26 protein-coding genes and 1 pseudogene are annotated in these 24373 nt (G+C 64.1%); 11 read left to right on the forward strand and 16 right to left on the reverse strand.

Going from position 1 to position 24373, the window contains the following annotated elements; all coding sequences use genetic code 11:
- Nucleotides 1-2: 2 nt before the first annotated feature.
- Complete coding sequence (gene lepB, locus IE122_RS07610) at nt 3-875, reverse strand: signal peptidase I (protein ID WP_189620569.1); 873 nt, start codon at nt 873-875, stop codon at nt 3-5.
- A gap of 176 nt (nt 876-1051) precedes the next feature.
- Here lepB and pgi point away from each other — a divergent pair, with 176 nt between their 5' ends.
- The gene (gene pgi, locus IE122_RS07615; protein ID WP_189620570.1) at nt 1052-2572 is read left to right on the forward strand and encodes a glucose-6-phosphate isomerase; all 1521 of its coding nucleotides are present in this window, start codon (nt 1052-1054) and stop codon (nt 2570-2572) included.
- A 160-nt stretch (nt 2573-2732) separates the two neighbouring features.
- Here the strand turns inward: pgi and rpoD are convergent, their stop codons facing one another.
- The 4 genes from rpoD to IE122_RS07635 form a co-directional block, all read right to left on the reverse strand.
- Entirely contained in the window at nt 2733-4757 is a 2025-nt protein-coding gene (gene rpoD, locus IE122_RS07620; RefSeq protein ID WP_189620571.1) for an RNA polymerase sigma factor RpoD, read from the reverse strand.
- 85 nt (nt 4758-4842) lie between these two features.
- Entirely contained in the window at nt 4843-6720 is a 1878-nt protein-coding gene (gene dnaG / locus IE122_RS07625) for a DNA primase (protein WP_189620572.1), read from the reverse strand.
- Nucleotides 6714-7166 (reverse strand): endonuclease domain-containing protein, encoded by a 453-nt coding sequence (locus tag IE122_RS07630; protein WP_189620573.1) that lies wholly within the window; start codon nt 7164-7166, stop codon nt 6714-6716. The genes dnaG and IE122_RS07630 overlap by 7 nt, the downstream gene beginning before the upstream one ends.
- An 82-nt stretch (nt 7167-7248) precedes the next feature.
- The gene (locus IE122_RS07635) at nt 7249-7701 is read right to left on the reverse strand and encodes a GatB/YqeY domain-containing protein (RefSeq protein ID WP_189620574.1); all 453 of its coding nucleotides are present in this window, start codon (nt 7699-7701) and stop codon (nt 7249-7251) included.
- 172 nt (nt 7702-7873) lie between these two features.
- Between IE122_RS07635 and carA the strand changes: the two genes are divergently transcribed.
- The 3 genes and pseudogenes from carA to IE122_RS18620 all read left to right on the forward strand — a co-directional run.
- Nucleotides 7874-9058 carry a glutamine-hydrolyzing carbamoyl-phosphate synthase small subunit gene (gene carA, locus IE122_RS07640; protein WP_189620575.1) on the forward strand — a complete coding sequence of 395 codons (1185 nt, stop codon included), beginning with the start codon at nt 7874-7876 and terminating at the stop codon, nt 9056-9058.
- Nucleotides 9055-9732 carry a hypothetical protein gene (locus IE122_RS07645; protein WP_189620576.1) on the forward strand — a complete coding sequence of 226 codons (678 nt, stop codon included), beginning with the start codon at nt 9055-9057 and terminating at the stop codon, nt 9730-9732. The genes carA and IE122_RS07645 overlap by 4 nt, the downstream gene beginning before the upstream one ends.
- Nucleotides 9732-9848 (forward strand): annotated as a pseudogene (locus tag IE122_RS18620) (carbamoyl phosphate synthase preATP-grasp domain-containing protein); the annotation flags it as partial. The gene IE122_RS07645 and the pseudogene IE122_RS18620, both read left to right, overlap by 1 nt.
- On the opposite strand, the gene IE122_RS07650 reads toward IE122_RS18620, so the two are convergent.
- Nucleotides 9832-10251: a PIN domain-containing protein gene (locus tag IE122_RS07650; RefSeq protein WP_189620577.1), complete on the reverse strand. Its 420-nt coding sequence runs from the start codon at nt 10249-10251 to the stop codon at nt 9832-9834. The pseudogene IE122_RS18620 and the gene IE122_RS07650 sit on opposite strands and share 17 nt — an antisense overlap.
- Nucleotides 10238-10483 carry a hypothetical protein gene (locus IE122_RS07655; protein ID WP_189620578.1) on the reverse strand — a complete coding sequence of 82 codons (246 nt, stop codon included), beginning with the start codon at nt 10481-10483 and terminating at the stop codon, nt 10238-10240. The genes IE122_RS07650 and IE122_RS07655 overlap by 14 nt, the downstream gene beginning before the upstream one ends.
- Before the next feature lie 58 nt (nt 10484-10541).
- On the opposite strand from IE122_RS07655, the gene carB reads away from it, so the two are divergent.
- From carB to IE122_RS07675, 4 genes are all read left to right on the forward strand, one after another.
- Nucleotides 10542-13877: a carbamoyl-phosphate synthase large subunit gene (gene carB, locus IE122_RS07660; protein ID WP_189620579.1), complete on the forward strand. Its 3336-nt coding sequence runs from the start codon at nt 10542-10544 to the stop codon at nt 13875-13877.
- A 108-nt stretch (nt 13878-13985) separates the two neighbouring features.
- Nucleotides 13986-14462 carry a transcription elongation factor GreA gene (gene greA, locus IE122_RS07665; protein WP_189620580.1) on the forward strand — a complete coding sequence of 159 codons (477 nt, stop codon included), beginning with the start codon at nt 13986-13988 and terminating at the stop codon, nt 14460-14462.
- A 180-nt stretch (nt 14463-14642) separates the two neighbouring features.
- Nucleotides 14643-14921: a type II toxin-antitoxin system RelE/ParE family toxin gene (locus tag IE122_RS07670; RefSeq protein ID WP_189620581.1), complete on the forward strand. Its 279-nt coding sequence runs from the start codon at nt 14643-14645 to the stop codon at nt 14919-14921.
- Nucleotides 14922-14931: 10 nt separating this feature from the next.
- Nucleotides 14932-15216: a HigA family addiction module antitoxin gene (locus IE122_RS07675; RefSeq protein WP_189620582.1), complete on the forward strand. Its 285-nt coding sequence runs from the start codon at nt 14932-14934 to the stop codon at nt 15214-15216.
- A gap of 100 nt (nt 15217-15316) precedes the next feature.
- On the opposite strand, the gene IE122_RS07680 is transcribed toward IE122_RS07675, so the two are convergent.
- The 5 genes from IE122_RS07680 to IE122_RS07700 form a co-directional block, all read right to left on the reverse strand.
- Nucleotides 15317-15535: a DUF4170 domain-containing protein gene (locus tag IE122_RS07680; RefSeq protein ID WP_189620583.1), complete on the reverse strand. Its 219-nt coding sequence runs from the start codon at nt 15533-15535 to the stop codon at nt 15317-15319.
- 170 nt (nt 15536-15705) lie between these two features.
- Nucleotides 15706-16224: a hypothetical protein gene (locus tag IE122_RS07685; RefSeq protein WP_189620584.1), complete on the reverse strand. Its 519-nt coding sequence runs from the start codon at nt 16222-16224 to the stop codon at nt 15706-15708.
- Nucleotides 16221-16532 (reverse strand): hypothetical protein, encoded by a 312-nt coding sequence (locus IE122_RS07690; RefSeq protein WP_189620585.1) that lies wholly within the window; start codon nt 16530-16532, stop codon nt 16221-16223. Before IE122_RS07690 ends, IE122_RS07685 begins: the two co-directional genes overlap by 4 nt.
- Nucleotides 16529-16912, reverse strand: a complete 384-nt coding sequence (locus IE122_RS07695; RefSeq protein WP_189620586.1) for a phage holin family protein — start codon at nt 16910-16912, stop codon at nt 16529-16531. The genes IE122_RS07690 and IE122_RS07695 overlap by 4 nt, the downstream gene beginning before the upstream one ends.
- A 95-nt stretch (nt 16913-17007) precedes the next feature.
- On the reverse strand, nt 17008-17586 hold the full coding sequence (locus IE122_RS07700; protein WP_189620587.1) for a hypothetical protein: 579 nt from the start codon (nt 17584-17586) through the stop codon (nt 17008-17010).
- A gap of 189 nt (nt 17587-17775) precedes the next feature.
- Here IE122_RS07700 and eno point away from each other — a divergent pair, with 189 nt between their 5' ends.
- Entirely contained in the window at nt 17776-19062 is a 1287-nt protein-coding gene (gene eno / locus IE122_RS07705; protein ID WP_189620588.1) for a phosphopyruvate hydratase, read from the forward strand.
- A 531-nt stretch (nt 19063-19593) separates the two neighbouring features.
- Here the strand turns inward: eno and IE122_RS07710 are convergent.
- The 4 genes from IE122_RS07710 to ribB all read right to left on the reverse strand — a co-directional run bounded on the left by IE122_RS07710 (nt 19594) and on the right by ribB (nt 22937).
- On the reverse strand, nt 19594-20169 hold the full coding sequence (locus IE122_RS07710) for a helix-turn-helix domain-containing protein (RefSeq protein WP_189620589.1): 576 nt from the start codon (nt 20167-20169) through the stop codon (nt 19594-19596).
- A 173-nt stretch (nt 20170-20342) separates the two neighbouring features.
- Entirely contained in the window at nt 20343-20510 is a 168-nt protein-coding gene (locus IE122_RS07715; RefSeq protein WP_189620590.1) for a hypothetical protein, read from the reverse strand.
- A 701-nt stretch (nt 20511-21211) separates the two neighbouring features.
- Nucleotides 21212-21634, reverse strand: coding sequence for a 6,7-dimethyl-8-ribityllumazine synthase (gene ribH / locus IE122_RS07720; protein WP_189620591.1), 423 nt, complete (start codon nt 21632-21634; stop codon nt 21212-21214).
- Nucleotides 21635-21638: 4 nt separating this feature from the next.
- The gene (gene ribB, locus IE122_RS07725; RefSeq protein WP_189620592.1) at nt 21639-22937 is read right to left on the reverse strand and encodes a 3,4-dihydroxy-2-butanone-4-phosphate synthase; all 1299 of its coding nucleotides are present in this window, start codon (nt 22935-22937) and stop codon (nt 21639-21641) included.
- Nucleotides 22938-23062: 125 nt separating this feature from the next.
- Between ribB and IE122_RS07730 the strand changes: the two genes are divergently transcribed.
- Nucleotides 23063-23542: an MEKHLA domain-containing protein gene (locus IE122_RS07730; protein ID WP_189620593.1), complete on the forward strand. Its 480-nt coding sequence runs from the start codon at nt 23063-23065 to the stop codon at nt 23540-23542.
- Nucleotides 23539-24372: a kinase gene (locus IE122_RS07735; protein WP_229813888.1), complete on the forward strand. Its 834-nt coding sequence runs from the start codon at nt 23539-23541 to the stop codon at nt 24370-24372. The genes IE122_RS07730 and IE122_RS07735 overlap by 4 nt, the downstream gene beginning before the upstream one ends.
- Nucleotide 24373 lies beyond the last annotated feature (1 nt).

Here is a 24373-nt window from a genome sequence, read left to right on the forward strand (position 1 = left end):
GGTCAGAACATGCCTCCGATGCGGCTCCAGCGGGCGGCGGTGAACCAGGTCCACGGCTTGATCCAGCTCGCAGACCCGTCGGTAGAGAACATCATCACCGATGCCTTGCCTACCAGATTGCCCTGCGGAACGAAGGAAATGCCGCCTTCGTCCGTGCTGTAGCGGCTGTCGAGCGAATTGTCGCGGTTGTCGCCCATCAGGAACAACGCGCCTTCGGGGACGACGTAGACGGCGGTATCGTCACGCGGGATCTGGCCCAGATCAAGGACGTTATAGCTCTTGCCCTCGGGCAGGGTCTCGCGGAACTGGGGATAGCGGCAGACCGGCAGCCCCTTGTCGTCCACGCTTTCGAATTCGGGCGAATAGCAATGCGTGTTGGGGCTTTCGGGAACGACGAAATCATCGGTCTTCACCTTGGGGACCGACTTTCCGTTGATGAAAAGCTGGCCGCCCTTCATCTGGATCTGATCGCCGGGCAGGCCGATGACCCGCTTGACCCAATCGACATCGTTCGACGGCGGGGCCTTGAAGATGACGATATCGCCGCGCGCCGGCTGGTGCGCCAGAATCCGTCCGGGGATCAGCGGCACCGAGAACGGCAGCGAATACTTCGAGAAACCGTAGGACCACTTGGAGGCGAACAGGTAATCGCCCACCAGCAGCCGGGGCAGCATCGATTCACTGGGGATCGAAAACGGCGAGATGATGAAGCTGCGCAGCACCACCACCGCCAGGATCAGCCACGCCATCGACGCGAAGAAACCATCATCCTTCTTCGGCTTGGGCTGTCCGTCCGCCGCCGGCAACGTGCCGGCCCCGCTATCCTGGGCGGCGACGGTGGCGGGATCGGCAGGCTGGTTGTCTGGCTGGGTCATGGTGGGACACTTGTTGCGCGCGGTTCGTCTCGTCAAGTGCGTTACTCATCGCACCCTGCGGCTGAACGCGGCATTGCGGGACAGTGCCGGCGATCGGCAACGCAGCGGCATTGGGGTTGGACTTCGCACCTGCGGTATGCATAAGTCCGGGCGCAGCGTGGTGCGAGGAGGAAAGCGTGGCCCAAGCCGTCTGGAACAAGCTGAAAGAACTCGAAAAACCGACACTGGGACAGCTTTTTGCAGGCGATCCGGCGCGGCTGGACACGCTGGCCACCCGTTTCGAACTGGGTGAGGATGCCGCTGCGGGGGCGATCCGCTTCGACTGGTCGAAAACGCACCTTGATGCCGCGCATATCGCCGCGTTCGAGGAATTGGCGGCAGCGATGGACTTTGCGGGCCGCCGCGCCGCGCTGTTCGCCGGGGATATCGTCAACCCGACCGAGGGCCGGGCGGCCGAGCATACCGCCCAGCGCGGTGTTGGCAGCGATGACAGCGTCAGGCTGGCGGCAGACCTGCACCACCGCACCGCCGCCATCGTTGAGGCGATCCATCGCGGCGCGATGGGCGAGGTGAAGCACCTGATCCACATCGGCATCGGCGGATCGGCGCTGGGCCCGGCGTTGGCGATCGACGCGCTGGCGCGAGACGGGGCGATGGTGGACGTGCATGTCGTCTCGAACATCGATGGTTGCGCCATGGAACAGGCGTTCGCCGCCTGCGATCCCGCCACCACGATGCTGGCAATCGCTTCCAAGACCTTCACCACCATCGAAACGATGACGAACGCCGAAAGCGCGCTGCAGTGGCTGCGCGAGAACGGCGTGGAAGATCCTTATGGCCGCGTAGTCGCGCTCACCGCATCGCCCGACAAGGCGGTGGAATGGGGCGTGGACGAGACGCGGGTGCTGCCGTTCAGCGAAAGCGTGGGGGGACGCTATTCGCTGTGGTCATCGATCGGCTTCCCGGTGGCGATGGCGCTGGGATGGCCCGATTTTGCCGAATTCCTCGCCGGTGCAGCGGCCATGGACGTGCATTTCCGCGATGCCGAAGGGGCTGCCAACCTGCCGCTGCGCGCGGCCTTCGCCGATCAGTACTACACCCGCCTGCGCGGCTGCCAGACGCGCGGCGTGTTCGCCTATGACGAGCGGCTGGCGCTGCTGCCGGACTATCTCCAGCAACTGGAAATGGAATCGAACGGCAAGAGCGTGACGTTCGACGGCCAGCCGGTGGACGGGCCGACCGCGCCGATCACCTGGGGCGGGGTGGGCACCGATGCCCAGCACGCGGTGTTCCAGTTGCTGCATCAGGGCACCAGCCTGGTGCCGGTGGACTTCATCGCCTCGATCGCGCCGGGTGACGATCTCGATCCGGCGCATCACCGCATCCTGTTGTCCAACTGCTTCGCGCAAGGGGCCGCGCTGATGGCGGGCAAGCCGAGCGATGACCCCGCCCGCGCCTATCCGGGTGACCGGCCGAGCGCGACGATCCTGCTCGACGATCTGACCCCCGGCGTGTTTGGCGCGCTGATCGCGTTCCACGAACACCGCACTTTCGCCAATGCGGTGCTGATGGGGATCAACCCGTTCGATCAGTTCGGCGTGGAACTGGGCAAGGCGATCGCCAACCAGATCGAACAGGGCGGCACCCGCTTCGACCCGTCGACCGAAGCGCTGCTGGCGCTGTCCGGCATCGGCTGAGACCAAGGCTCGTTGATCCGACCACATAGCCCTCTCCCCTTCAGGGGAGAGGGTTGGGAGAGGGGGGGGCCGCTTCGCCCCCTCTCTACTCCGGCTAGGCGGACAAGCCGCCAAGCCTGCGTATCTCTCCCCTGAAGGGGAGAGAGCGACATAACTCGTATTACTGGTCCAGGAAAGAGCGCATCTTGCGCGATCGGCTGGGGTGCTTGAGCTTGCGCAGCGCCTTGGCTTCGATCTGGCGGATGCGTTCGCGGGTGACCGAGAACTGCTGGCCAACTTCTTCCAGCGTGTGATCGGTGTTCATGCCGATGCCGAAGCGCATGCGCAGCACGCGCTCCTCGCGCGGGGTGAGGCTGGCCAGCACGCGGGTGACCGTTTCCTTGAGGTTCGCCTGGATCGCGGCATCCACCGGGATGATCGCGTTCTTGTCCTCGATGAAATCGCCCAGGTGCGAATCTTCCTCGTCGCCGATCGGCGTTTCGAGGCTGATCGGCTCCTTGGCGATCTTCATCACCTTGCGGACCTTTTCGAGCGGCATCGACAGGCGCTCGGCCATTTCCTCGGGCGTGGGCTCGCGGCCCTGCTCGTGCAGGAACTGGCGGCTGGTGCGGACCAGCTTGTTGATCGTCTCGATCATGTGGACCGGGATGCGGATCGTGCGCGCCTGGTCGGCGATCGAGCGGGTGATCGCCTGCCGGATCCACCACGTAGCATAAGTGCTGAACTTGTAGCCGCGGCGATACTCGAACTTGTCGACCGCCTTCATCAGGCCGATGTTGCCTTCCTGGATCAGGTCCAGGAACTGCAGGCCGCGATTGGTGTATTTCTTGGCGATCGAGATAACCAGCCGCAGGTTCGCCTCGACCATTTCCTTCTTGGCGATGCGCGCCTCGCGCTCGCCCTTCTGGACCATGTTGACGATGCGGCGGAATTCGGGAAGCGCCATGCCGGTGGCGGCGGCGATGTCCGATACTTCCGAACGGATGCGTTCGACCGAATCGGCCTCGTTATCGGCGAAAGCGGCCCACTTCTTGTCGCGCTTCGACATTTCCGGCAGCCAACTGTCGTCCAGTTCGCGGCCGACATAGGTTTCCAGGAACTCGGCCCGCTTGACCTTGTGACGCTCGGCCAGGCGCAGCATCTGGCCGCCCAGCGCGGTCAGCCGGCGGTTGAAGGCATAGAGGTTATCGACCAGGTATTCGATTTTGGTGGCGTGGAACTGCACCGATTCCACCTGCGCGGTCAGATCCTCGCGCAACTGCTGGTACTGGTCTTCCTTGCCGCCGGGGAAATCGATGCCCAGCGCTAGCGCGTCCAGCCGCTCGTTCTGAAGCTTCTCGAAGGCTTGGAACAGGTCGGTGATGAGGGCGAACTTCTCCAGCGCTTCGGGCTTGAGCGCGGCTTCCATCTGGGCGAGGCTGAGGGTGTTGTCCTCTTCCTCTTCCTCGGCGGGGCGCTTGGCGCGGCGTTCGATGCCGTCCTCGTCCTCGTCCTCGGAAGTTTCCTCTTCCTCGATGTCCTCTTCCTCCTTGTAGGAGGGGCCGGCGGTCGCCTCGCTGATCTCGCCGTCGTTGTCGCCTTCGCCGTCCTCGTTGAGGTTTTCGGGCGCGGGTTCCTTCGAAAGCATCGCATCGAGATCGAGGATCTCGCGCAGTTGCATCTCGCCGTTGTTGAGCGCTTCGGACCATTGGATGATGGCGTGGAAGGTGATCGGGCTTTCGCACAGGCCCAGGATCATCATGTCGCGGCCGGCTTCGATCCGCTTGGCGATGGCGATTTCGCCCTCGCGGCTGAGCAGTTCGACCGCGCCCATCTCGCGCAGATACATCCGCACCGGATCGTCGGTGCGCTCGATCGTTTCCTTTTTCTTCGGGTCCGCGACCATGCGCGGGGTGCCGTCGGAATCTTCGGGCTCCTCGGCATCGCGATCATCGTCGGGCTCGCGATCGGCGTCCTCGTCGCTTTCGACGATGTTGACGCCCATTTCCGAGATCGCGGCCATGATGTCCTCGATCTGCTCGGAAGACATCTGATCCTGGGGCAGCGCTTCGTTCAGCTCGTCATACGTGATGACGCCGCGACGCTTGGCGCGGGCAATCAGCTTCTTGACCGAGGCCTCGTTGAGGTCGATCAGCGGAGCATCGTTGCCGTCGTTTTCGCCGCCGGTGGTTTCGTTCTTGCTCATTCTTTACGCCGTTTATCCCGTACTGCCCCGCTCCGTCAGTGACCCGGCAAACGACCGGAACCGACAGACCCCTTCAATTATACGATCAGGACGATGCCGCATGTCTTGCGGCCATGTGCCTTAGCCGCGCGTCAAATTCCAGCATTCTCTCGCGCAGACGCTGCTGTTCCGCAAAACTTTCCTCGGTGAACTCGTGGATGTGGCGATCGGTTGCCGCTTTGAGCGCCGCTTCCAGCATCGGTCGTTCCACCAGAATGAGAATTGCAGATGCCAGGTCCGGGCCATCCTGTTCCAGGGTTGCATCAGGACCGAGAAAGCCGAAGCGCAGGCCGGAATAGGCAGCAGGGCCGGGCACTTCCAGTCCATTGGCTGCCAATATGGTAGCCAGATGTTCGCTTTCAAGCGGCTCCCCGGCATCGACGCTGTCCACCAGCAGCGCAAGGCGCGGATCGAGGCTTGGCGCGCGGGCCAGCATCTCGGCGTGCTGCGCGATCTGGGCGGGCCAGCGCAGCAACCCGGCGATGACCGCGGCGGCCAGACTGTCCCGCGCGCCGCCGCTGGAAGCGCGCCGCAGGCGTTCGAGTGATTCGGGCGAGGACGGAGCCGGAGCGGGCTGGCCGAAGCGCCCGTTGCGGCCCGGACGGCCGCGCGGCTGGCTCTGGTTCGACCAGCCGCTGTCGCGCTTGGGGAACGCGAAAGCGGAAAACCGGTCGGTCAGCTCGCGGCGATAGAGGCTGGCGATATCGGGGTGGGCGATTGCCTCGACATGCGCCATCAGCCGGGCCTTGAGCCCGGCCTTGTCCTCCGGGGTGACCAGCGGCACGGCATCACGCTCGGTTTCCCACAGCACGTCGATCAGCGACCGCGCCTCGTCCAGCACTGCGCGCATCGCCGCCGGTCCTTGCGCCTTGATGAGATCGTCGGGGTCGAGCCCTTGGGGCAGACGGACGATCCGCAGCGAATGGGCGGGGCGCAGCAGGGGCAGGGCCCGGGTGATCGCGCGCATGGCGGCGCGCTGGCCGGCGGCGTCGCCGTCGAAGCACAGCACCGGCGTTTCGATATGCCGCCACAGCATCTCGATCTGCTGCTCGGTCAGCGCGGTGCCCAGCGGCGCAACCGCCTCGGCGATACCGGCGGCGGCGAGCGCGATGACGTCCATATAGCCTTCGACCACCACCAGCCGCCCGGTCTCGCGGGCAGCCGGCGCGGCGCGGTGCAGATTGTAAAGCGTGCGCCCCTTGTCAAACAGCGGCGTGTCGGGGGAATTCAGGTATTTCGGGGCACCAGAGTCCTTTGGGGTCTTGTCCTTGGCCAGGATCCGCCCGCCAAACGCGATCACCCGCCCGCGCGCATCCTGGATCGGCAGCATCAGCCGCCCCCGGAACCGGTCATAGGGATCGCGATCCTCGACCACGATGCGTAGCCCCGCCTCGATCAGCATCGGCTCGGGAAAGCGGGAGAGGGCACCTTTGAGCGCCTGCCGGTCCTCGGGCGCATAGCCGAAGCCGAAGCGCTGCACCGTCGCCGCATCGAACCCGCGTGAGGCAAGGTAGGCCTGCGCGCCCTCGCCGCCGGGGGCGGTCAAGTTGTGGACGAACCATCCCTGCGCCTCGGCCATGACATCATGGAGCGAATCGCGTTTTTCGGCTGCCTTTGCCATGCGCGGATCGGGCGCGGGCACATCCAGCCCGGCCTCGGCGGCCAGTTCCTTGACCGCGTCCATGAACGACAGTCCCTGATGGTCCGTCATCCACCGGATCGCATCGCCATGCGCCCCGCAGCCGAAGCAATGGTAGAACCCCTTCTCGTCGTTGACCGTGAAGCTGGGCGACTTCTCGCTATGGAACGGACAACACGCCTTCTGCTCGCGCCCGGCGCGCAGCAACCGCACCCCGCTGCGCGAGATAAGCGCGGACAGGGTGATCCGCGTGCGGAGCTGGTCGAGCCATTGGGGGCTTAGCATCGAACGTCATGCCCGCGCGAACGCGCCGGGCCCCACAAACTCCCCTCCCGCCTGCGGGAGGGGTCGGGGGAGGGCATGTTGGCAATAGTTTCCGCAATGCGCGCCAGCACGCTCTCCAGATTGTCCATCACCTCGGCATTCCAGAACCGGATCACGATATAGCCCTGTGTTTCGAGAAAGGCGGTGCGGCGGGCATCGTAATCGCCCGCGATCGCATGCTGTCCGCCATCTACCTCGATGACCAGCCGCAACTCGCGCGAGACGAAATCGCAGATGTATTGCCCCACCGGAAACTGGCGATTGAACCGCACGCCGGCAACCTGCCTCGCCCGGATCGCCTGCCATAGACGCCTTTCGGCCTCGGTGGCATCACGACGCAACCTGCGCGAGCGCGCGGTCGGCCGGGTGTAGCCTTTGTCATCGTCGCGAAATCCGCCGCTCGCCAATCGCCCCTCCGGTTAGTCGCTTGGAACAGGCCCTCCCCCGGCCCCTCCCGCAGGCGGGAGGGGAGGCTGGGTGCTCGGCCTTTCAGGCGAGCGCGCTCTTCACCCACCCGCTCGCCTTGCTCATGTCCAGTTGCGTGCCGTGCCGCGCCTTCAGTTCGGCCATCACCTTGCCCATGTCCTTCATCCCGCTGGCACCCACTTCGGCCTTGATCGCCTCGATCGCGAGGCGGGTTTCCTCCTCGCTCATCTGGGCGGGGAGGAATTCCTCGATCACCACCAGTTCGGCTTTTTCCACTTCGGCCTTTTCGGGGCGGCCGCCCTGTTCGAACAGGGTGATCGATTCGCGGCGCTGCTTGGCCATCTTCTGCAGCACGTCCACGACCAGCGCGTCATCGTCGGGTTTTTCGCTGGCGGTGCGCAGTTCGATGTCGCGGTCCTTGATCTTGGCGAGGATCAGGCGGACGGCGGCGAGGCGGGGCTTGTCGCCGCCCTTCATGGCGGAAACCTGCGCGGACTTGATGGTATCGCGGAGCATCGTGTTTTCGTTTTCCCGATAAGCAGATAATGTGTCGGGCGCGTCCCTAGCAACGCCTGCCGAAAATTGCACCCGTTTGCAGGCGCGTCGGGGTTGACGGCGGGGGCAGGCGTCTCTAGCGGACGGGCCTTAGCACACATACCCTGATATCCGATAACGGAGCGACCGCATAATGGCCGACGCCGCCACTTCTCACGCGCCTAAACCAGATGGAGCCACCGGCGTTCTCGTCCTTGCCGGCGGGCAGGTGATCTGGGGCCGCGGCTTCGGTGCGGTGGGCGAGGCCGTGGGCGAAGTCTGCTTCAACACGGCGATGACCGGCTATCAGGAAGTGATGACCGATCCCAGCTATGCCGGGCAGATCGTCACCTTCACGTTCCCGCACATCGGCAACGTCGGCGTCAACGACGAGGATCTCGAATCGCTGGTCGACGGCGCGGTCGGCTGCGTGGTGCGGGAGGATGTGACCGAGCCTTCGAATTTCCGCTCGCACGGGCGCTTGCAGGAATGGCTGGCCGCCAAGCGCAAGGTCGGGCTGGCGGGCGTCGATACCCGCGCGCTGACCCGGATGATCCGCCAGTCCGGCGCGCCCAACGCGGTGATTGCTCATCACCCGGACGGCGCGTTCGACATCCCGGCGCTGATCCGCCGGGCGCGGGAATGGCCGGGGCTCGAAGGCATGGACCTCGCCAAGCTGGTCAGCCGCGCGCATCAGCAGGGCTGGGAAGGCTCCACCTGGGAACTCGGCAAAGGCTATGGCCGTTCGCCGCGTGACGAGCGCCCGCATGTCGTGGCGATGGACTTCGGGGCCAAGGACAACATCTTCCGCAACCTGGTAAAGGCCGGCGCGCGGGTCACCGTGGTGCCGGCCGAGGCGACGCTGGAGACGATCCTCGCGCTGCAGCCCGATGGCGTCTTCCTGTCGAACGGCCCCGGCGATCCGGCGGCGACCGGGGCCTATGCCGTCCCCGTCATCAAGGCGCTGCTCGATCGCGACATGCCGATTTTCGGCATCTGCCTCGGCCACCAGATGCTCGGCCTTGCCGCCGGTGCCCGCACGATCAAGATGCACCAGGGCCACCGCGGTGCCAACCACCCGGTCCAGCGCGTCGGCGGCGTGTGGGGCGAAACCGAGAACCTGGTCGAGATCACCAGCATGAACCACGGCTTCGCAGTGGACGCGGCGAGCCTGCCCGAAGGCGTGATCGAAACGCACCGGAGCCTGTTCGACGGCTCCAACTGCGGCATTTCGATTTCGGGCAAGAAGGCGTTCGGGGTGCAGTACCATCCCGAGGCGTCGCCGGGGCCGCAGGACAGCTTTTACCTGTTCGAGAAGTTCGTGGGGATGTTGGGGTGATCAAATTTGCTGACGCGCAAAACGAGGTACTCAAAACTCTTTTGCTGTGCCTCCATAGTGAGGATAGTCAGCAATTCTTTAATGCGTCGGAAATTGCTCGGCGTAACGGGCAATTATTTGGCGCTGTCGTAGGTCGGGCGGCAGAGAAATTGGTCGCAGATGGGCTGCTTGAGCGAAGATTTGATCGGTATGATGAAGACGATGATGACGCGGCCAGTTTCTACCGTCTCACGGACGATGGGATTTTCAAAGCGGAAGAGCAGGTCGACGACGTTTTCGAAATAAGAGGTGCTGCTCCCGGCGAATTGATTCTTGATGGTGGAAATGCGGCGGGTCATGTGCCTGCATCTGATCGCGTGGTCCCGTTGGATCACAACTCACCCCAATATCGCGAATTTAAACAAGGTCTGTCCGTCCTTCTTTCTGAGGTTCGCGGTAACAATAAAATAGGCGACACACCAGAGGAACGCGACCGAATTGTTCGGTCGTTAGATGCTGCAAACGAGCTTTGGGGCTCTCTTGAGTTGAAGGTCATTCAAATTCGCGTGGGCGTGATATTGGCAGTGGAGGATGCTGGAAACGCGCTGCAAAAGGTAGGTAGGGAAACCGCGTGGTCTCTGCTCATCGACTTGTTGAAACGACTGATTAAAGAAAAGATTGGGATAGAAATCTAATGCCGGAACGCACTGACATTTCCTCGATCCTTGTCATCGGCACCGGCCCGATCGTTATGGGTCATACCTGCGCGTTCGACTATTCGGACACCCAGATGATCAAGGTTCCCAAGGATTGATCAGCGTCAGCCCCACCCCTTGGAAGTGCCGCACGTTGCGGGTGGCCAGCGGCAGGTCGCGGTCTGCGGCCTGCGCTGCGATCAGCGTGTCGAACACTTGCGATCCCAGCCTTCCGCCGGCGATGAGCACACTGGCTGACAGGGTGCCCCATCGCCGTGCCATGGCCAGATCGAAGCCGATCGTGCGCCCTTCGTGTTCGGCGATGAGGCGTTCCAGCCATGCCGTCAGCAAGCGGCGTTTGTCTGCTCCCGGCGTGGTGCGGATGCCGATGTTCAGTTCGGCGACGACGAACGCGGACAGCGCGGTCTCGGTTCTGTGTTCAAACAGCCAATCGACAACCGCCGGTTCGGGGACAGGCTTGACCAGTTCGCTGAAGACGTTGGTATCAACTAAAATCATCGTATTCCCAAGGCACCTCGCGTTCCCAAGGCATGCGGCCGGGGCTGTTCATCTCGATCCCCGGTCGGGTCATGGCGATGAGCTCGTGAACCCAGTCATCAGGCGCACGCTTGGCATACGTGCGTTCGACGAGGCCGCCGATTACATCCTCCACCGACACGCCGCTCGCCTGCGCTGCCTCGCGCAGCGAAGCAGCGGCTTCGTCCGGCACGTCAATCGTGTATCGCTCCACCGTCGCCCGTCTCCTTGTCGCTTACCTACAGAATTAACACAGCAGGTGTTTCCTCCCAATGCCCAAACGCACTGACATCTCCTCGATCCTCGTCATCGGCGCCGGCCCCATCATCATCGGCCAGGCTTGCGAGTTCGACTATTCGGGCACGCAGGCGATCAAGGCGCTGAAGGAGGAGGGCTATCGCGTCGTCCTCGTCAACTCCAACCCGGCGACGATCATGACCGATCCCGAGTTCGCCGATGCGACCTATGTCGAGCCGATCACGCCCGAGATCGTGGCCAAGATCATCGAGAAGGAGCGCCCCGATGCGGTGCTGCCGACCATGGGCGGGCAGACCGCGCTGAACACCGCGCTGGCGCTGTACAACGACGGCACGCTGGAGAAGTTCGGCGTCAAGATGATCGGTGCCGATGCCGATGCCATCGACAAGGCCGAGAACCGCACCCGTTTCCGCGAGGCGATGGACAAGATCGGGCTCGAATCGGCACGGTCAGGCACCGCTCACACGCTGGAAGAGGCCTTCGCGGTGCTGGAGCGCACCGGGCTGCCCTCGATCATCCGCCCCAGCTTCACGCTGGGCGGCACCGGCGGCGGCGTTGCCTACAACAAGGCCGAGTTCGAGACGATCGTGCGGTCGGGCCTCGATGCTTCGCCCACCACCGAAGTCCTCATCGAGGAATCGCTGCTGGGCTGGAAGGAATACGAGATGGAGGTTGTCCGCGATCGCAAGGACAACGCCATCATCATCTGTTCGATCGAGAACGTCGATCCGATGGGCGTCCATACCGGTGATTCCATCACCGTCGCTCCCGCGCTGACGCTGACCGACAAGGAATACCAGATCATGCGCACCGCCTCGATCGCGGTGCTGCGGGAAATCGGCGTGGAAACGGGCGGTTCGAACGTCCAGTTCGCGGTCAATCCCGCCGACGGCCGGCTGATCGTGATCGAGATGAACCCGCGCGTGTCGCGCTCGTCGGCGCTGGCATCGAAGGCCACCGGCTTCCCGATCGCCCGCGTCGCCGCCAAGCTGGCGGTGGGTTACACGCTGGACGAGATCACGAACGAGATCACCGGGGCCACCCCCGCCTCGTTCGAGCCGACGATCGACTATGTCGTCACCAAGATCCCGCGTTTCGCCTTCGAAAAGTTCAAGGGCGCGGAACCGCTGCTGACGACGGCGATGAAGTCGGTCGGCGAAGTGATGGCGATCGGGCGCAACATCAAGGAATCGATGCAGAAGGCCCTGCGCGGGCTGGAAACCGGGCTCGACGGCTTCAACCGCGTTCCCGCGCTGGAAGGGGCCGGCCGCGATACCATCACCGCGCAGCTCGCTCGCGCCACGCCCGAACGCCTGCTGGTGGTCGGCCAGGCGCTGCGTGAAGGGTTCACCGTGGACGAGATCCACGCGATCACCCATTACGACAAGTGGTTCCTGCGCCACATCGCCGAGATCATCGCCGAAGAGGCCCAGGTCATGGAAAACGGCCTGCCGATCGATGCCGCAGGCCTGCGCCGGCTGAAAGCCATGGGCTTTTCCGACAAGCGGCTTGCCACGCTGGCGGTGCGCTCGGTCGGGGTGGCGGGCGGGCTGGGCGAGACCCAGGCGCGCCGTTCGGGCCTGCTGCACGATGCCATGCGCGCGATGGCAGGGGCCACCAGCGAGGAAGAGGTCCGCAGCCTGCGCCGCAAGCTGGGCGTCCACCCGGTGTTCAAGCGCATCGATAGCTGCGCCGCCGAATTCGAGGCGGTCACGCCATACATGTATTCGACCTATGAAGGCCCGATCTTCGGCGCGCCCGAGGACGAGGCGATGCCTTCGGATCGCAACAAGATCGTCATTCTGGGCGGCGGACCGAACCGGATCGGGCAGGGGATCGAGTTTGACTATTGCTGCGTCCACGCCTGCTTCGCGCTGGCAGAGGCGGGCTATGAAACGATCATGGTCAACTGCAACCCCGAAACCGTATCGACCGATTACGACACGTCGGACCGCCTCTATTTCGAGCCGCTGACGGCGGAGGACGTGCTGGAAATCCTGCGCGTCGAACAGTCCAACGGCACGCTGGTCGGCGTCATCGTCCAGTTCGGCGGGCAGACCCCGCTCAAGCTGGCGCAGGCGCTGGAGGATGAAGGCATCCCGATCCTGGGCACTTCGCCTGACGCGATCGACCTGGCCGAAGACCGGGAGCGGTTCGCCGCGCTGGTCGAGAACCTCGGGCTGAAGCAGCCGGCCAACGGCATCGCCCGCAGCCGTGATGAGGCGGTCGCGGTGGCCAACCGCATCGGTTATCCCGTGCTGATGCGCCCCAGCTACGTGCTGGGTGGCCGGGCGATGGAAATCGTCGATTCGATCGAACAGCTCGATGATTACATCGCCACCGCCGTGCAGGTGTCGGGCGATTCGCCGGTGCTGATCGATCAGTACCTGCGCGATGCGGTGGAGTGCGATGTCGATGCCCTGTGCGATGGCGAACAGGTCGTCGTCGCCGGGGTCATGCAGCACATCGAGGAAGCCGGCATCCATTCGGGCGACAGCGCCTGCACCCTGCCGCCCTATAGCCTCTCGGACGATATCGTCGCCGAGATGGAGCGCCAGGCCGAAGCGCTGGCGATGGCGCTGGGCGTGAAGGGGCTGATGAACATCCAGTTCGCGGTCAAGGAAGGGCCCGATGGTCAGGAGGTCTACCTGATCGAGGTGAACCCGCGCGCCAGCCGCACGGTACCGTTCGTCGCCAAGGCGATCGGCCAGCCGGTCGCCAAGATCGCCAGCCGGGTGATGGCCGGAGAGAAGCTCTCCACCTTCCCGCCGTTCAAGCGCGCGCTGCCGTACATGGCGGTGAAGGAAGCGGTGTTCCCCTTCGCGCGTTTCCCCGGCGTCGATCCGGTGCTCAGCCCGGAGATGAAGTCTACCGGCGAAGTCATGGGAATCGATGGCGATTTCAGCCATGCGTTCCTCAAGGCGCAGCTTGGTGCCGGGATGACGCTGCCGCAGGGTGGGACCGCCTTCGTCTCGGTCAAGAACGCCGACAAGGCGCAGATCCTCGATGCGGTGCGCCAGTTGGTGGCGGAAGGCTTCCGGGTGATCGCCACCGGCGGCACGCAGAAGTACCTGGCCGATGCCGGCCTGCCGGTCGAACGGGTCAACAAGGTGGCCGAAGGCCGCCCCCACGTGGTCGACAAGATCGTCGATGGCGATGTGGCGCTGATCTTCAACACCACCGAAGGCTGGCAGAGCCTCAAGGATTCGCAATCGATCCGCGCCTCGGCGCTGACCAGCAAGGTCCCGTACTTCACGACCGCGGCCGCCAGCCGCGCCGCTGCACAGGCAATTTCCGCTTTGCGCAGCAGCCAGCTTGAAGTGCGTTCGTTGCAGGATTATTATAACTGAGTTCGATCTAGCTTCCCCACATCGCTACGGATCGGTCCTGATCCCCTCCCCAGGGGGTCAGGCAGCCGAACTGTCGATACTGACGGGGAGCGTCTGGAGGATGATTTGATGGCCAGTGTCGAAAAGCTGCCGATGCTCGCGGAAGGGTATGAACGGCTGCTCACCGATCTCAAGGCGCTGCGCGAGGAACGTCCGCGTATCGTCGATGCGATCGAAGAGGCGCGCGCGCATGGCGACCTTTCCGAAAACGCGGAATATCACGCCGCTAAAGAACGCCAGGGCCAGGTCGAGGCGACGATCGCCGATCTGGAAGACAAGATCACCCGCGCCCAGATCGTCGATCCGGCATCGCTGTCGGGCGACAAGATCATCTTCGGCGCGACGGTGACCCTGCTCGACGATGACGACAAGCCGGTGCGCTACCAGATCGTCGGCCCTTACGAGGCGGACGCCAGAGTCGGCCGGATCAGCTACAACTCGCCGCTCGGCAAGGCGCTGATCGGCCGCAAGGTCGAAGAGGAAGTGGAAGTCACCGTCCCTGCGGGCGACAAGTGCTACCTCGTCCAGAAGATCGAGTTCATCTGAACGCTGCTTGCCGATTGCGGCAGATATGAAAAGGCCGGCAAACCGCCGGCCTTTTTGCGTTCTGCGGAGGCTACCGTTATAATGCCGGCGGAAGGCGGACGGTAACACCCCCGGAATTCTTCGGTCGGTCGCCCCGCCTCGATTCCTTGCGTCGTGTAACGCAACGCGATACACTGGCTCATGATAATCGGATTCCGGGACAAGGGGCTCGAAGCGTTCTACAGCACCGGCACAACACGCGGCATTCAGGCGTCTCATACAAAGAAGCTCCGGAATATCCTCGGTCTGCTGGAAGTTGCGGTAAGACCGCATGATATGAACCTGCCGTCCTTCAAACTTCATCCATTAAGGGGTGATCTGAAGGGATATTGGTCCGTGTGGGTCAACGGAAACTGGCGTATCACCTTCCGTTTTGTCGGCGCTGATGTCGAACTGGTCGATTATCAGGACTATCATTGAGGCTCTGACTATGATGCACAATCCTCCCCATCCCGGCGAACTGCTCCGCGACGAAGTAATTACGGCACTGAACCTCTCCGTAACCGAATCGGCCAACCGGCTTGCGATGTCCCGGGTCGCGCTGTCGCGTGTCCTCAACGGAAAGGCGGCGATCAGCCCCGATCTCGCGGTTCGGCTTGAACAGGCGGGCGTAAGCACGGCGCGGGCGTGGCTTGCTATGCAGGCAAACTATGATCTCTGGTGCGCCATGCAGCATGAGCAACCACCGGTGCGCCGACTGCAGGATGTGGTTTGAATTTGCCCGCTCGGTCTGGGCAGACCATCTCGAAGGCCGCAGCAACGCACAAAAAAAGGCCGGCAATCCGCCGGCCTTTTTTGCGTTGGGTTCGGACCGCTCAGTGATCGTGGTCGGGATCGAGCAGCTTGTGCAGGTGGACGATCACGTACTTCATTTCGGCATCGTCCACGGTGCGCTGGGCGGCGGACTTCCAGGCGTCCTTGGCGGTCGCCAGGTTGGGGTAGACGCCGACGAGGTCCATCGTTTCGAGATCAGTGAATTCGAGGCTGCGCGGGTCTTTGACCCGGCCGCCCATGACGAGATGCAGCTTTTGCATAGGCTGGGGCTTCCTGGTTAGGAGGAAGCGCCCATTATCGTCAGCATCACCCTTCGCGCAAGCGCGGAATTGTGAGACTTTCGGCCTGTTTGTGTCACTGATTTTCAATAGCGCACCGGCCGGCTGTGCCCCCGCTTAAAAGGGCTCGGCCGACCGGTTGCAGATCCAGGTCAGTGGACGAAGCGATCCTTGATCCGCTCGGCCGCAGATCCCGCCGAATGGCTGACATCGCCAGCCTTTGCAGCGGTCGCCTTGCCGAGGGTGGCGGCGGCACCGAGCGCAGCCACGCCCGCCTTGCCCAGCGTGGTGCCAAGCGAACTGGAGGCGCGGCCGGCCTTGTTGGCCAGCGTGCCTGCACCCCTGGCAGCGCCGCTGCCCAGGACCTTGGCGGCACCGGCACCTTCGCCGACGAGCATCGAGGCGGCACCGGCAATTTCGGCCAGTTTCAGCGCCTTGCCCAGAGCCTTGCGGCCGGAGCGGCGCGGCAGCAGCGCGCTGACGAGAATGCCCGCCGCGATGCCGCCTGCGATCACCGCGACCGGGTGCGCCTTGACGAACGAGACCACCTTGTCGGTCGTCTCGGCCACTGCCTCTTTCGCGGCTTCCGCCTTGTCCGACAGGATCAGCGCGTTTTCCGGCGTGGTCGCTTCCGGGGTGATGGGCGTTACCTTGGTTGCGGACTTGGTCATTTCTTGTCTCCTCGGTGATGTCCCGGGCCAAGCAGGACGTCGATCCAGGCCATGATCGGGTTACGCAATATCCAAAGCGCCAGCGTGGCGATGGTTGCGCCGATCGCGCCGGGATGTTCCTCGACTACGGCAACGGCTTCGTCGAACATGGCATGCGCCTGTTCGGACACTTCGTCCATCAGCCGGCCACCGATGCCACGTTCGGCATAGTCGGCCTTGATGGCTTCCAGGCGGGTATCATAGGCAGCCCGCGCCGCATCACGCGCAGCGCGATCGGCCAGGACCTGCGCGGCCAGCCGCGCGCTCATGCCACGTCTCCCAGCGCGGTGCGGGCATCGTCGCCCAGCACCCGCCCGATCCGCGCCATCCGTGCCTTGATCGACAAGCCGCACAGTGCGGCTATTGCCAGCAGCGCCAGCGTGACGGCCGCCATCGCGCCCCATGCGGTCAGCAGCGGGCCGAGCGCGATGACCAGGCCGACGACCAGCGCCATGACCGCAAAGAACACGAAGACCAGCGCGACCACCGCCAGCGCGGCAATACCCTTCGCCTCGCCGGCGGCATAGGCCGCACGCGATTTCTGATACGCCAGCTCCGCTAGGGCCAGCGCCTTGGCTTCGGCGGCAAGGTCCCTCAGGTCCTCGCCCAAGGTCGGGCTGTCGTCAGCCTCTGTGTCGATGTCGTTCAAGTCGGGCTCGCCTGGATGCCCGGCGAAGGCCGGGCTTGGAATGATGCGTATCGCGGGTACGGCGGCGGGAACCGGCCCCGCCGCCGCCACTTCGCTCACTTGCCCTTGAACATGCGACCCAGCATGAAGCCGGCCGCGATAGCCGCGCCGATGGCGACCCCGGGGCTCTTGCGCACGAAGTCCACCGCGTCCTCGCCCAGCTCGTCGAGCGACTTTTCATCCAGACTGGCGGCCGCGTCCTTCATCGATTGCGAGGCGCTGCGGGCATAATCGCCGTACTTTTCGCCGGCCTTGTCATCGATCATGGCGATGTTCTCGTCGATCATGCCGGCAAGGGTGGCGATGGTGCGGCTGGTCATCGCCTTGCCGTCGTTGGCCCAGCCGGTGGCCTTTGCTTTGGCATCCGCGGCATAGACGCCGGCCTTGGCCATCGCGTCATCGGCGAAAGTATTGGCCTTGTCGCGCGCATCGGTAGCGAAGGCGTTGGCCTTTTCCATGGCTTCGTCGGAACGGGCCTTCGCCTCGCTCGACAGTTCGCCGGTGGTCGCCATGATCTTCTCGCGATAGCCGTCAGCCAATGCCTGGGCACCGGCGCGTGCTTCGTCGATCGCCTTGGCGAAGTGCGACTTGGCGTTTTCGGTCACAGTCTCGTCGGGGGCAGACGTATTGGTCATGGCCTTGGGTCCTTCCAGCACAGCATCCGGACGATGCGCATCGTCCATCCGCGTTATATAGGGTTGCGACGCGCGAAGTCACACAAACTTGCGTCCCTGGTGTTGCAACGCAACTTGTCTTGCGAGGTTCCGCTGCTAAGACCGCCGCCAACCGCGCGAATGCCGCGCATCATTCAGGAGGTCCCGCAGATGACAGCCATTATCGACATTCACGGCCGCGAAATTCTCGATAGCCGGGGTAATCCCACGGTTGAAGTGGACGTGCTGCTCGAAGATGGCAGCTTCGGCCGCGCCGCTGTGCCGTCGGGCGCATCGACCGGCGCGCACGAGGCGGTGGAACTGCGCGATGGCGACAAGAGCCGCTATCTCGGCAAGGGCGTGCTCAAGGCGGTCGAAGCCGTCAACACCGAGATCGCCGAAGCGCTGGTCGGCCTCGACGCCGAAGACCAGCGCGACATCGATCTGGCGATGATCGAGCTGGACGGGACCGAGAACAAGAGCCGGCTGGGCGCGAACGCCATCCTCGGCGTCAGCCTCGCCACCGCCAAGGCAGCCGCATCGGCGCGCGGCCTGCCGCTCTATGCCTATGTCGGCGGCGTTTCGGCGCATGTCCTGCCGGTGCCGATGATGAACATCATCAACGGCGGCGAACATGCCGACAATCCGATCGATTTCCAGGAATTCATGGTCATGCCGGTCGGCGCGTCGTCGCTGGCCGAAGCCGCGCGCTGGGGTGCGGAAATCTTCCACACCCTGAAGAAGGGCCTCCACGAAAAGGGCCTGGCGACGGCGGTGGGCGACGAGGGCGGCTTTGCCCCCAACCTTGCCAGCACCCGCGATGCGCTGGACTTCATCATGGCCTCGATCGAAAAGGCCGGCTTCAAGCCCGGCAGCGAAGTCAAGCTGGCGCTGGACTGCGCTTCGACCGAATTCTTCAAGAACGGCAAGTACGAAATCTCGGGCGAGGGGCTGTCGCTCTCGCCGGTCGCCTTCGCCGATTACCTTGCCGACCTGTGCGAAGCCTATCCGATCATCTCGATCGAGGACGGCATGAGCGAGGACGATTTCGAAGGCTGGCAGGCGCTGACCGACAAGATCGGCAGCAAGGTGCAGCTCGTGGGCGACGATCTGTTCGTCACCAACCCCAAGCGCCTCAAGATGGGCATCGACATGGGCCTCGCCAATTCGCTGCTGGTCAAGGTCAACCAGATCGGCTCGCTCACCGAAACGCTGGAGGCGGTCTCGATCGCGCAGCGCAACGGCTACACTGCCGTGATGTCGCACCGCTCGGGCGAGACCGAGGACGCGACCATCGCCGATCTCGCCGTTGCCACCAACTGCGGCCAGATCAAGACCGGCTCGCTCGCCCGTTCGGACCGGCTTGCCAAGTACAACCAGCTCATCCGCATCGAGGAAGAACTGGGCGCTGCCGCCCACTACGCCGGGCTGGCCGCGTTCGGCCGGCTGGCGTCCTGACCTGAACCCGGCACCTCTCCCGGTGAACCGGGGGAGGTGTGGGGCGTTAAAGTTATGATATCGTCGGGTTAGTTCTCCTCAGGCGTTTCGGGCGAGGACTTTCCACGCATCGCAGTTCTTGCAGGCACGATGGATGCTGAAACAAGTTCAGCATGACGTGGTCTGTGAATGAGGACTTGCATCTTCAATGCGGTGCCTACCCGTGTTCACAGGCGCAGGGCTAATTCCCTGAATTTATCATGCTGAACTTGTTTCAGCATCCATGAGGCCCTCTGCACGGCCGCTGCCGGCAAAGGTCAACGCACGCCGAAAGCACCCGTCGCCACGGAACAGCGCCAAAATCGAGATACGTCGCTCCACGCTTCCGTGTCCCGACTTCGCTCGACACCCCAGGACCACTGGCCAGATCGGGTGACGGGCCCCGGTGGGAAAGGGAACCCGCCACCCTTTTTCCGCAGACCATCTGTGCGGGACCGCTCCGGTCTGGGCGAGGGGGGCGACCGGGTGGGGCGACAGAGGCCGGGAAAACGCCTAGCGCAAGGCGGCCGACTGGTACGGCGGATCGTCCAGCAGCACGACCGACCGCGAGGACTGTCCAAAGTATTCCAGCATCGCGTCATATCCCTTGGGGCTGAGCTTGACGTAGATCCGCCGCGCGTCGCCCGGGTCCGCCTCGCGCACCAGCAGTTCCTGCTTTTCGAGGATGGTGATCCAGCGCAGCGCGGTGGTGGACGGCACGGCCGAGCCGATGCAGGCGCTGGTGACCGACACCCGCCGCCGCTCCTTGGCGGCGATGAAGAGATCGAGCAGGATATCCCAGGCGGGTTCGCCGAACAGATCATCGGACCGGAAGATCTTGGTGCGGCGGCGGCGATCGTCATAGCTTTGCCGGGCGAGTTCCACCCAGACCGGATGGTCGCGGCTGGCCGCGGTGCGCGCTTCCTGCGACGATTTGCCCGAGAGCACATCGTTGCCGTTGGCCGGCAGTTCCATCGCCATCGTGTGGTTGATTTCCAGTTCGCGCGCCATGGCGAGAAGTTCGTTGGCAATGCCGATCAGGCGCACCGCCTTTGCCCTGTTGCGATTGACCTGTTCTTTCTTTTCCATCGGGTGGAATGACCGCCTTTGCCGGGATGCCCGCCACGGTTTCCCCTTCCGTGCGGGCGATCCACAATTGCAGGATCAGGCCATGGCGGCGCGGGATGGAGGAACCGCGCCCGTTGAAAAGCATGGTCTTCCAGTCGTGCGTCATGTGCCCTTGGCGGGCAGGATAGGCATGCTCAGTGCAGAGCGTCTCGCAGATGTTGGTCCGCAGTGGACGTATCACCCTCCAATCTGAATTCACGCCGCACGGCGTCGATAGCCGCCTGCAGGTGTGCGGCGGCAATGCTCGCGCCCAGCCGATCCAGGCTTTCCAGGTGGCGCGAGAGGTCTTCGATCATGTTCATGGCTGTTCCAACGGCATTCACGGGTAAAAACTCCAGATGGCAGCCATCGCGGGCCAGCGCCCGTCCTTGATGGCTGCCACATTGCGACCCGCAGCGGAATTCGCTCCGCTGTCGAGAATTGCCTCCATTTAAGAGTAGAAACGGAAGCAATGCTATCATCCTGTCCCGAAATTCGTCCGGCGTAAAACGGGCAGTTTCGACTGTCCTGATAGTGAACATTTTGTAAGTGTTTGTGAATTTTGTAAAGCGTTCGGTGCGGGAGATTAGTTTAAGGGAATTTATATAAGTAAATTTACTTAACAGAGGAAAACAAATCGCGGATATGTTGCGTGACTGTGCCACATCGATAAGATGCACGCAGAGGTGCAGAGAGGCGGCGATCCTCTGCGGGAAGGGCACGGGTGCCGGTGAGCCGGGCGCTGCCGTGCCGCAGGGGCATCAGGCAGAAGCCATCAGCCTCGCCCGGATGTCCCGTTCGCGTCGAGCTTAGTCGAGACGCCGCGGCGCAGGTCAAGGCATCTCGACTAAGCTCGATGCGAACGGATCAGGTGGAGCAAGGTTTTGGGGCAAGGGCTGCACAGCCTGAGCCGCGCGCGCTACTCAAGCAACCCGCACAACCTCTCTGCGCCTCCGCGTCTCCGCGTGGCAAAAAAGTCCCACACTCCCCGGCCGACATCGCGCCGGCCGGGAAGCCAGGCCGATCAGGCCCCGAAACGCTCGCGCAGCTTGAGCAGGGCAATCGCCGCCTTGGCCGCTTCGCCGCCCTTGTCCTTTTGCGCGGGGTCGGCGCGGACCAGCGCCTGTTGCTCGTTCTCGACCGTCAGGATGCCGTTGCCGATGGCGATGCCGTCCATCGTCAAGGCCATGATCCCGCGCGCGCTTTCGCCCGCGACGATCTCGAAGTGATAGGTCTCGCCCCGGATCACCACGCCGATGCCGACATAGCCGTCATAGTCGCCAGCCCCGTCCGCGAGCGCGATCGCGCCGGGGATTTCCAGCGCGCCAGGGACGGTGATGACATCGACCTGGTGGCCGGCGGCGGTCAGCGCGGCGCGGGCACCGGCGACCAGCATGTCGTTGAGGTGATCGTAGAAACGCGCCTCGACAATCAGAAAACGGGACATGGTCTTATCCTTGCGCGAGTTCGATGCGGCGTTCGCCGACGATGTTGATGCCGTAGCCTTCCAGGGCGACCAGCGAATGGTGCGAATTGGTAAGCAGGATCATGTCGTGGATGCCCAGCTCCGCCAGCACTTGCGCGCCGACGCCATAGTCGCGCAGTTCCTCCACCGTCTCGCCGCTGTGCGCCGCGTCGGTTCCTGCCGTCTCGAACGTGCGGCTGAGCAGCTTGTGCATCGGCCGATTGATGGCGACGATGACGCCGCTGCCCGCTTCGCCGATCAGTTCCATCGACCGGCTGAGGAGGTTTGCGCGATCGTTGCTCTCGCCGAACAGGTCATCGAACAGTGACAGCGCGTGCATGCGCACCAGCGTCGGCTCGGTCGGATTGATGGTGCCCTTGACCAGCGCGAACGTCTCGTCGCCGGTGGACTTGTTGAGGAGGCAGATCGCTCGCCAATCGCCGCCCCAGCGGCTGGTGAAATGGCGTTCGGATATCCGCACCACCATGTGATCGTGCTTGCGGCGATACGCGATCAGATCGCGGATAGTGCCGATCTTCAGATCGTGCAGCCGCGCGAACGACATCAAGTCGTCCATCCGCGCCATCGTGCCGTCGTCCTTCATGATCTCGCAGATCACGCCGGAGGGGTTGAGCCCCGCCAGGCGCGAAATGTCGACCGCCGCCTCGGTGTGGCCGGCGCGGACCAGAACGCCGCCTTCGCGGGCGCGCAAGGGGAAGACGTGGCCGGGGGTGACGATATCGTTCTGCCCCTTGGTCCCGTCGATCGCGACCGAGATGGTGCGGGCGCGGTCAGCGGCGGAGATGCCGGTGGTCACCCCTTCGCGCGCTTCGATCGAAACGGTGAAGGCGGTCTCGTGGCGGGTGCCGTTGTTGCGGCTCATCAGGTTGAGGCCCAGTTCCTCGACCCGCTGGCCGGCCAGCGTCAGGCAGATCAGGCCGCGGCCGTGCGTGGCCATGAAATTGATCGCGGCGGGGGTCGCCATCTGCGCGGGAATGACCAGATCGCCTTCGTTCTCGCGATCCTCATCGTCCACCAGGATGAACATCCGGCCGTTGCGCGCTTCGTCGATGATTTCCTCGATCGGGACCAGCATGTCGCGGTCGTCGTTGGAAAACAGCGCCTTTTCCAGCTTGCTCAGCGTTTCGGCCGTGGGGTTCCAGTCCGCCTCGGTGCAATCACGCAGGGTGTTGGAATGCAGCCCGGCAGCACGGGCGAGGCCGGCGCGGCTCATCCCTCCTTCGGTGACCAGCTTGCGAACCTTTTCTATGACATCCGTCGCCACGACTCTTGATCCTCACATTTCAATGTGCGGCATTTCGTCGCATTCACATCGAAATTCAAGTCCCAAACTTAGCGGAGCGTCGCTCCACCTCGCCAAGGCTGCCGCGCGCTGATAAACCGCTGGCGATGCCTGATCCTGCCCCTTCAACCCTGCCGGTTCCATCCTGCTATAGAGAACCCGAAACGGCGGCACGGATAGCGCTGGTGGCGCAAAGCTATGCCCGGTTGCTGGGGCGGCCGCTGGTTCCGGCCGGGGACGATCCGGTCGCCGCCTTGTGGGCTGCGCCCTGCGTGATCGTGGCGCACGGGACGGAGGTCGATCCGGTGTTCTTCTTCGGCAACGCGCGGGCGTTGGAGGCTTTCGAGATTTCGCTGGAAGACTTCGTGCGGCTGCCCTCGCGCCTGTCGGCCGAAGCACCGAACCGGGCCGAGCGCGAGGACATGCTGGCCCGCGTCACGCGCGATGGCTTCATCGATGATTACCGGGGCATGCGGATCAGCGCCCGGGGCACGCGGTTCATGATCGGCAGCGGGATCGTGTGGAACCTGATCGACGCGGACGGCATCCGCCACGGCCAGGCGGCGACATTCGACTGGCCGGCATGACCGGCGCTGTGGCAGGGCCCTGGGGCGCGGGGGTGATTGATGCGGTGATCGCTGAAATCCGCGCCGCACTCGCCGCGACCACCCGCCGCCCGGTCGTGCTGGGCCTGTGCGGGGCGCAAGGTTCGGGCAAGTCTACGCTGGCGGCTCAAGCGGCGGCCCGGCTGCAAGCGCTCGATCTGCCGACCGCGATCCTCTCGCTCGACGATCTCTACCTCACCCGCGCCGAGCGCCACGAACTGGCGCGCACGGTGCATCCGCTGTTCGCCACGCGCGGGGTGCCGGGCACACACGATGTCGCCCTGGGCCGCGAAACGATCGCCTCGCTGGAGCAGGGCGCGCCGGTGCCGATGCCCCGCTTCGACAAATCGCGCGACGACCGCGTGCCGCGTGCCGACTGGCCATGCGCCCCGGCACACTGCGCGGTGCTGCTGTTCGAAGGGTGGTGCGTGGGAGCCCGGCCGCAACCGGTCGAGGCGCTGGCCCACACCGTCAACGCGCTTGAAGCGCAGGAAGACGCCGAGGGGACCTGGCGAGGCCACGCTAATGTGGCGCTAACCGGGCCTTATGCGCAGCTTTTCGCGCGGCTGGACCGGCTGATCCTGCTCGCCGCACCCGACTTTGCCGTGGTCGAAGGGTGGCGCGCCGAGCAGGAGGAACGCGCGGCAAGCGCGGCGTCGGGCACCGGTTCGCGACTGATGGACCGGGCGGCACTGGCACGGTTCGTGGCCCATTACGAGCGGCTGACGCGGCACATTCTGGCCGACATGCCGGGCTATGCCGATCGCGTCATCCGGCTTGGTCCGGCGCGCGAAGTGCTGGAAATATCGTAAG

Origin of the sequence: Novosphingobium colocasiae (genome assembly GCF_014652555.1) — a bacterium.
In the GTDB taxonomy this organism is placed as follows: Bacteria; Pseudomonadota; Alphaproteobacteria; order Sphingomonadales; family Sphingomonadaceae; genus Novosphingobium; species Novosphingobium colocasiae.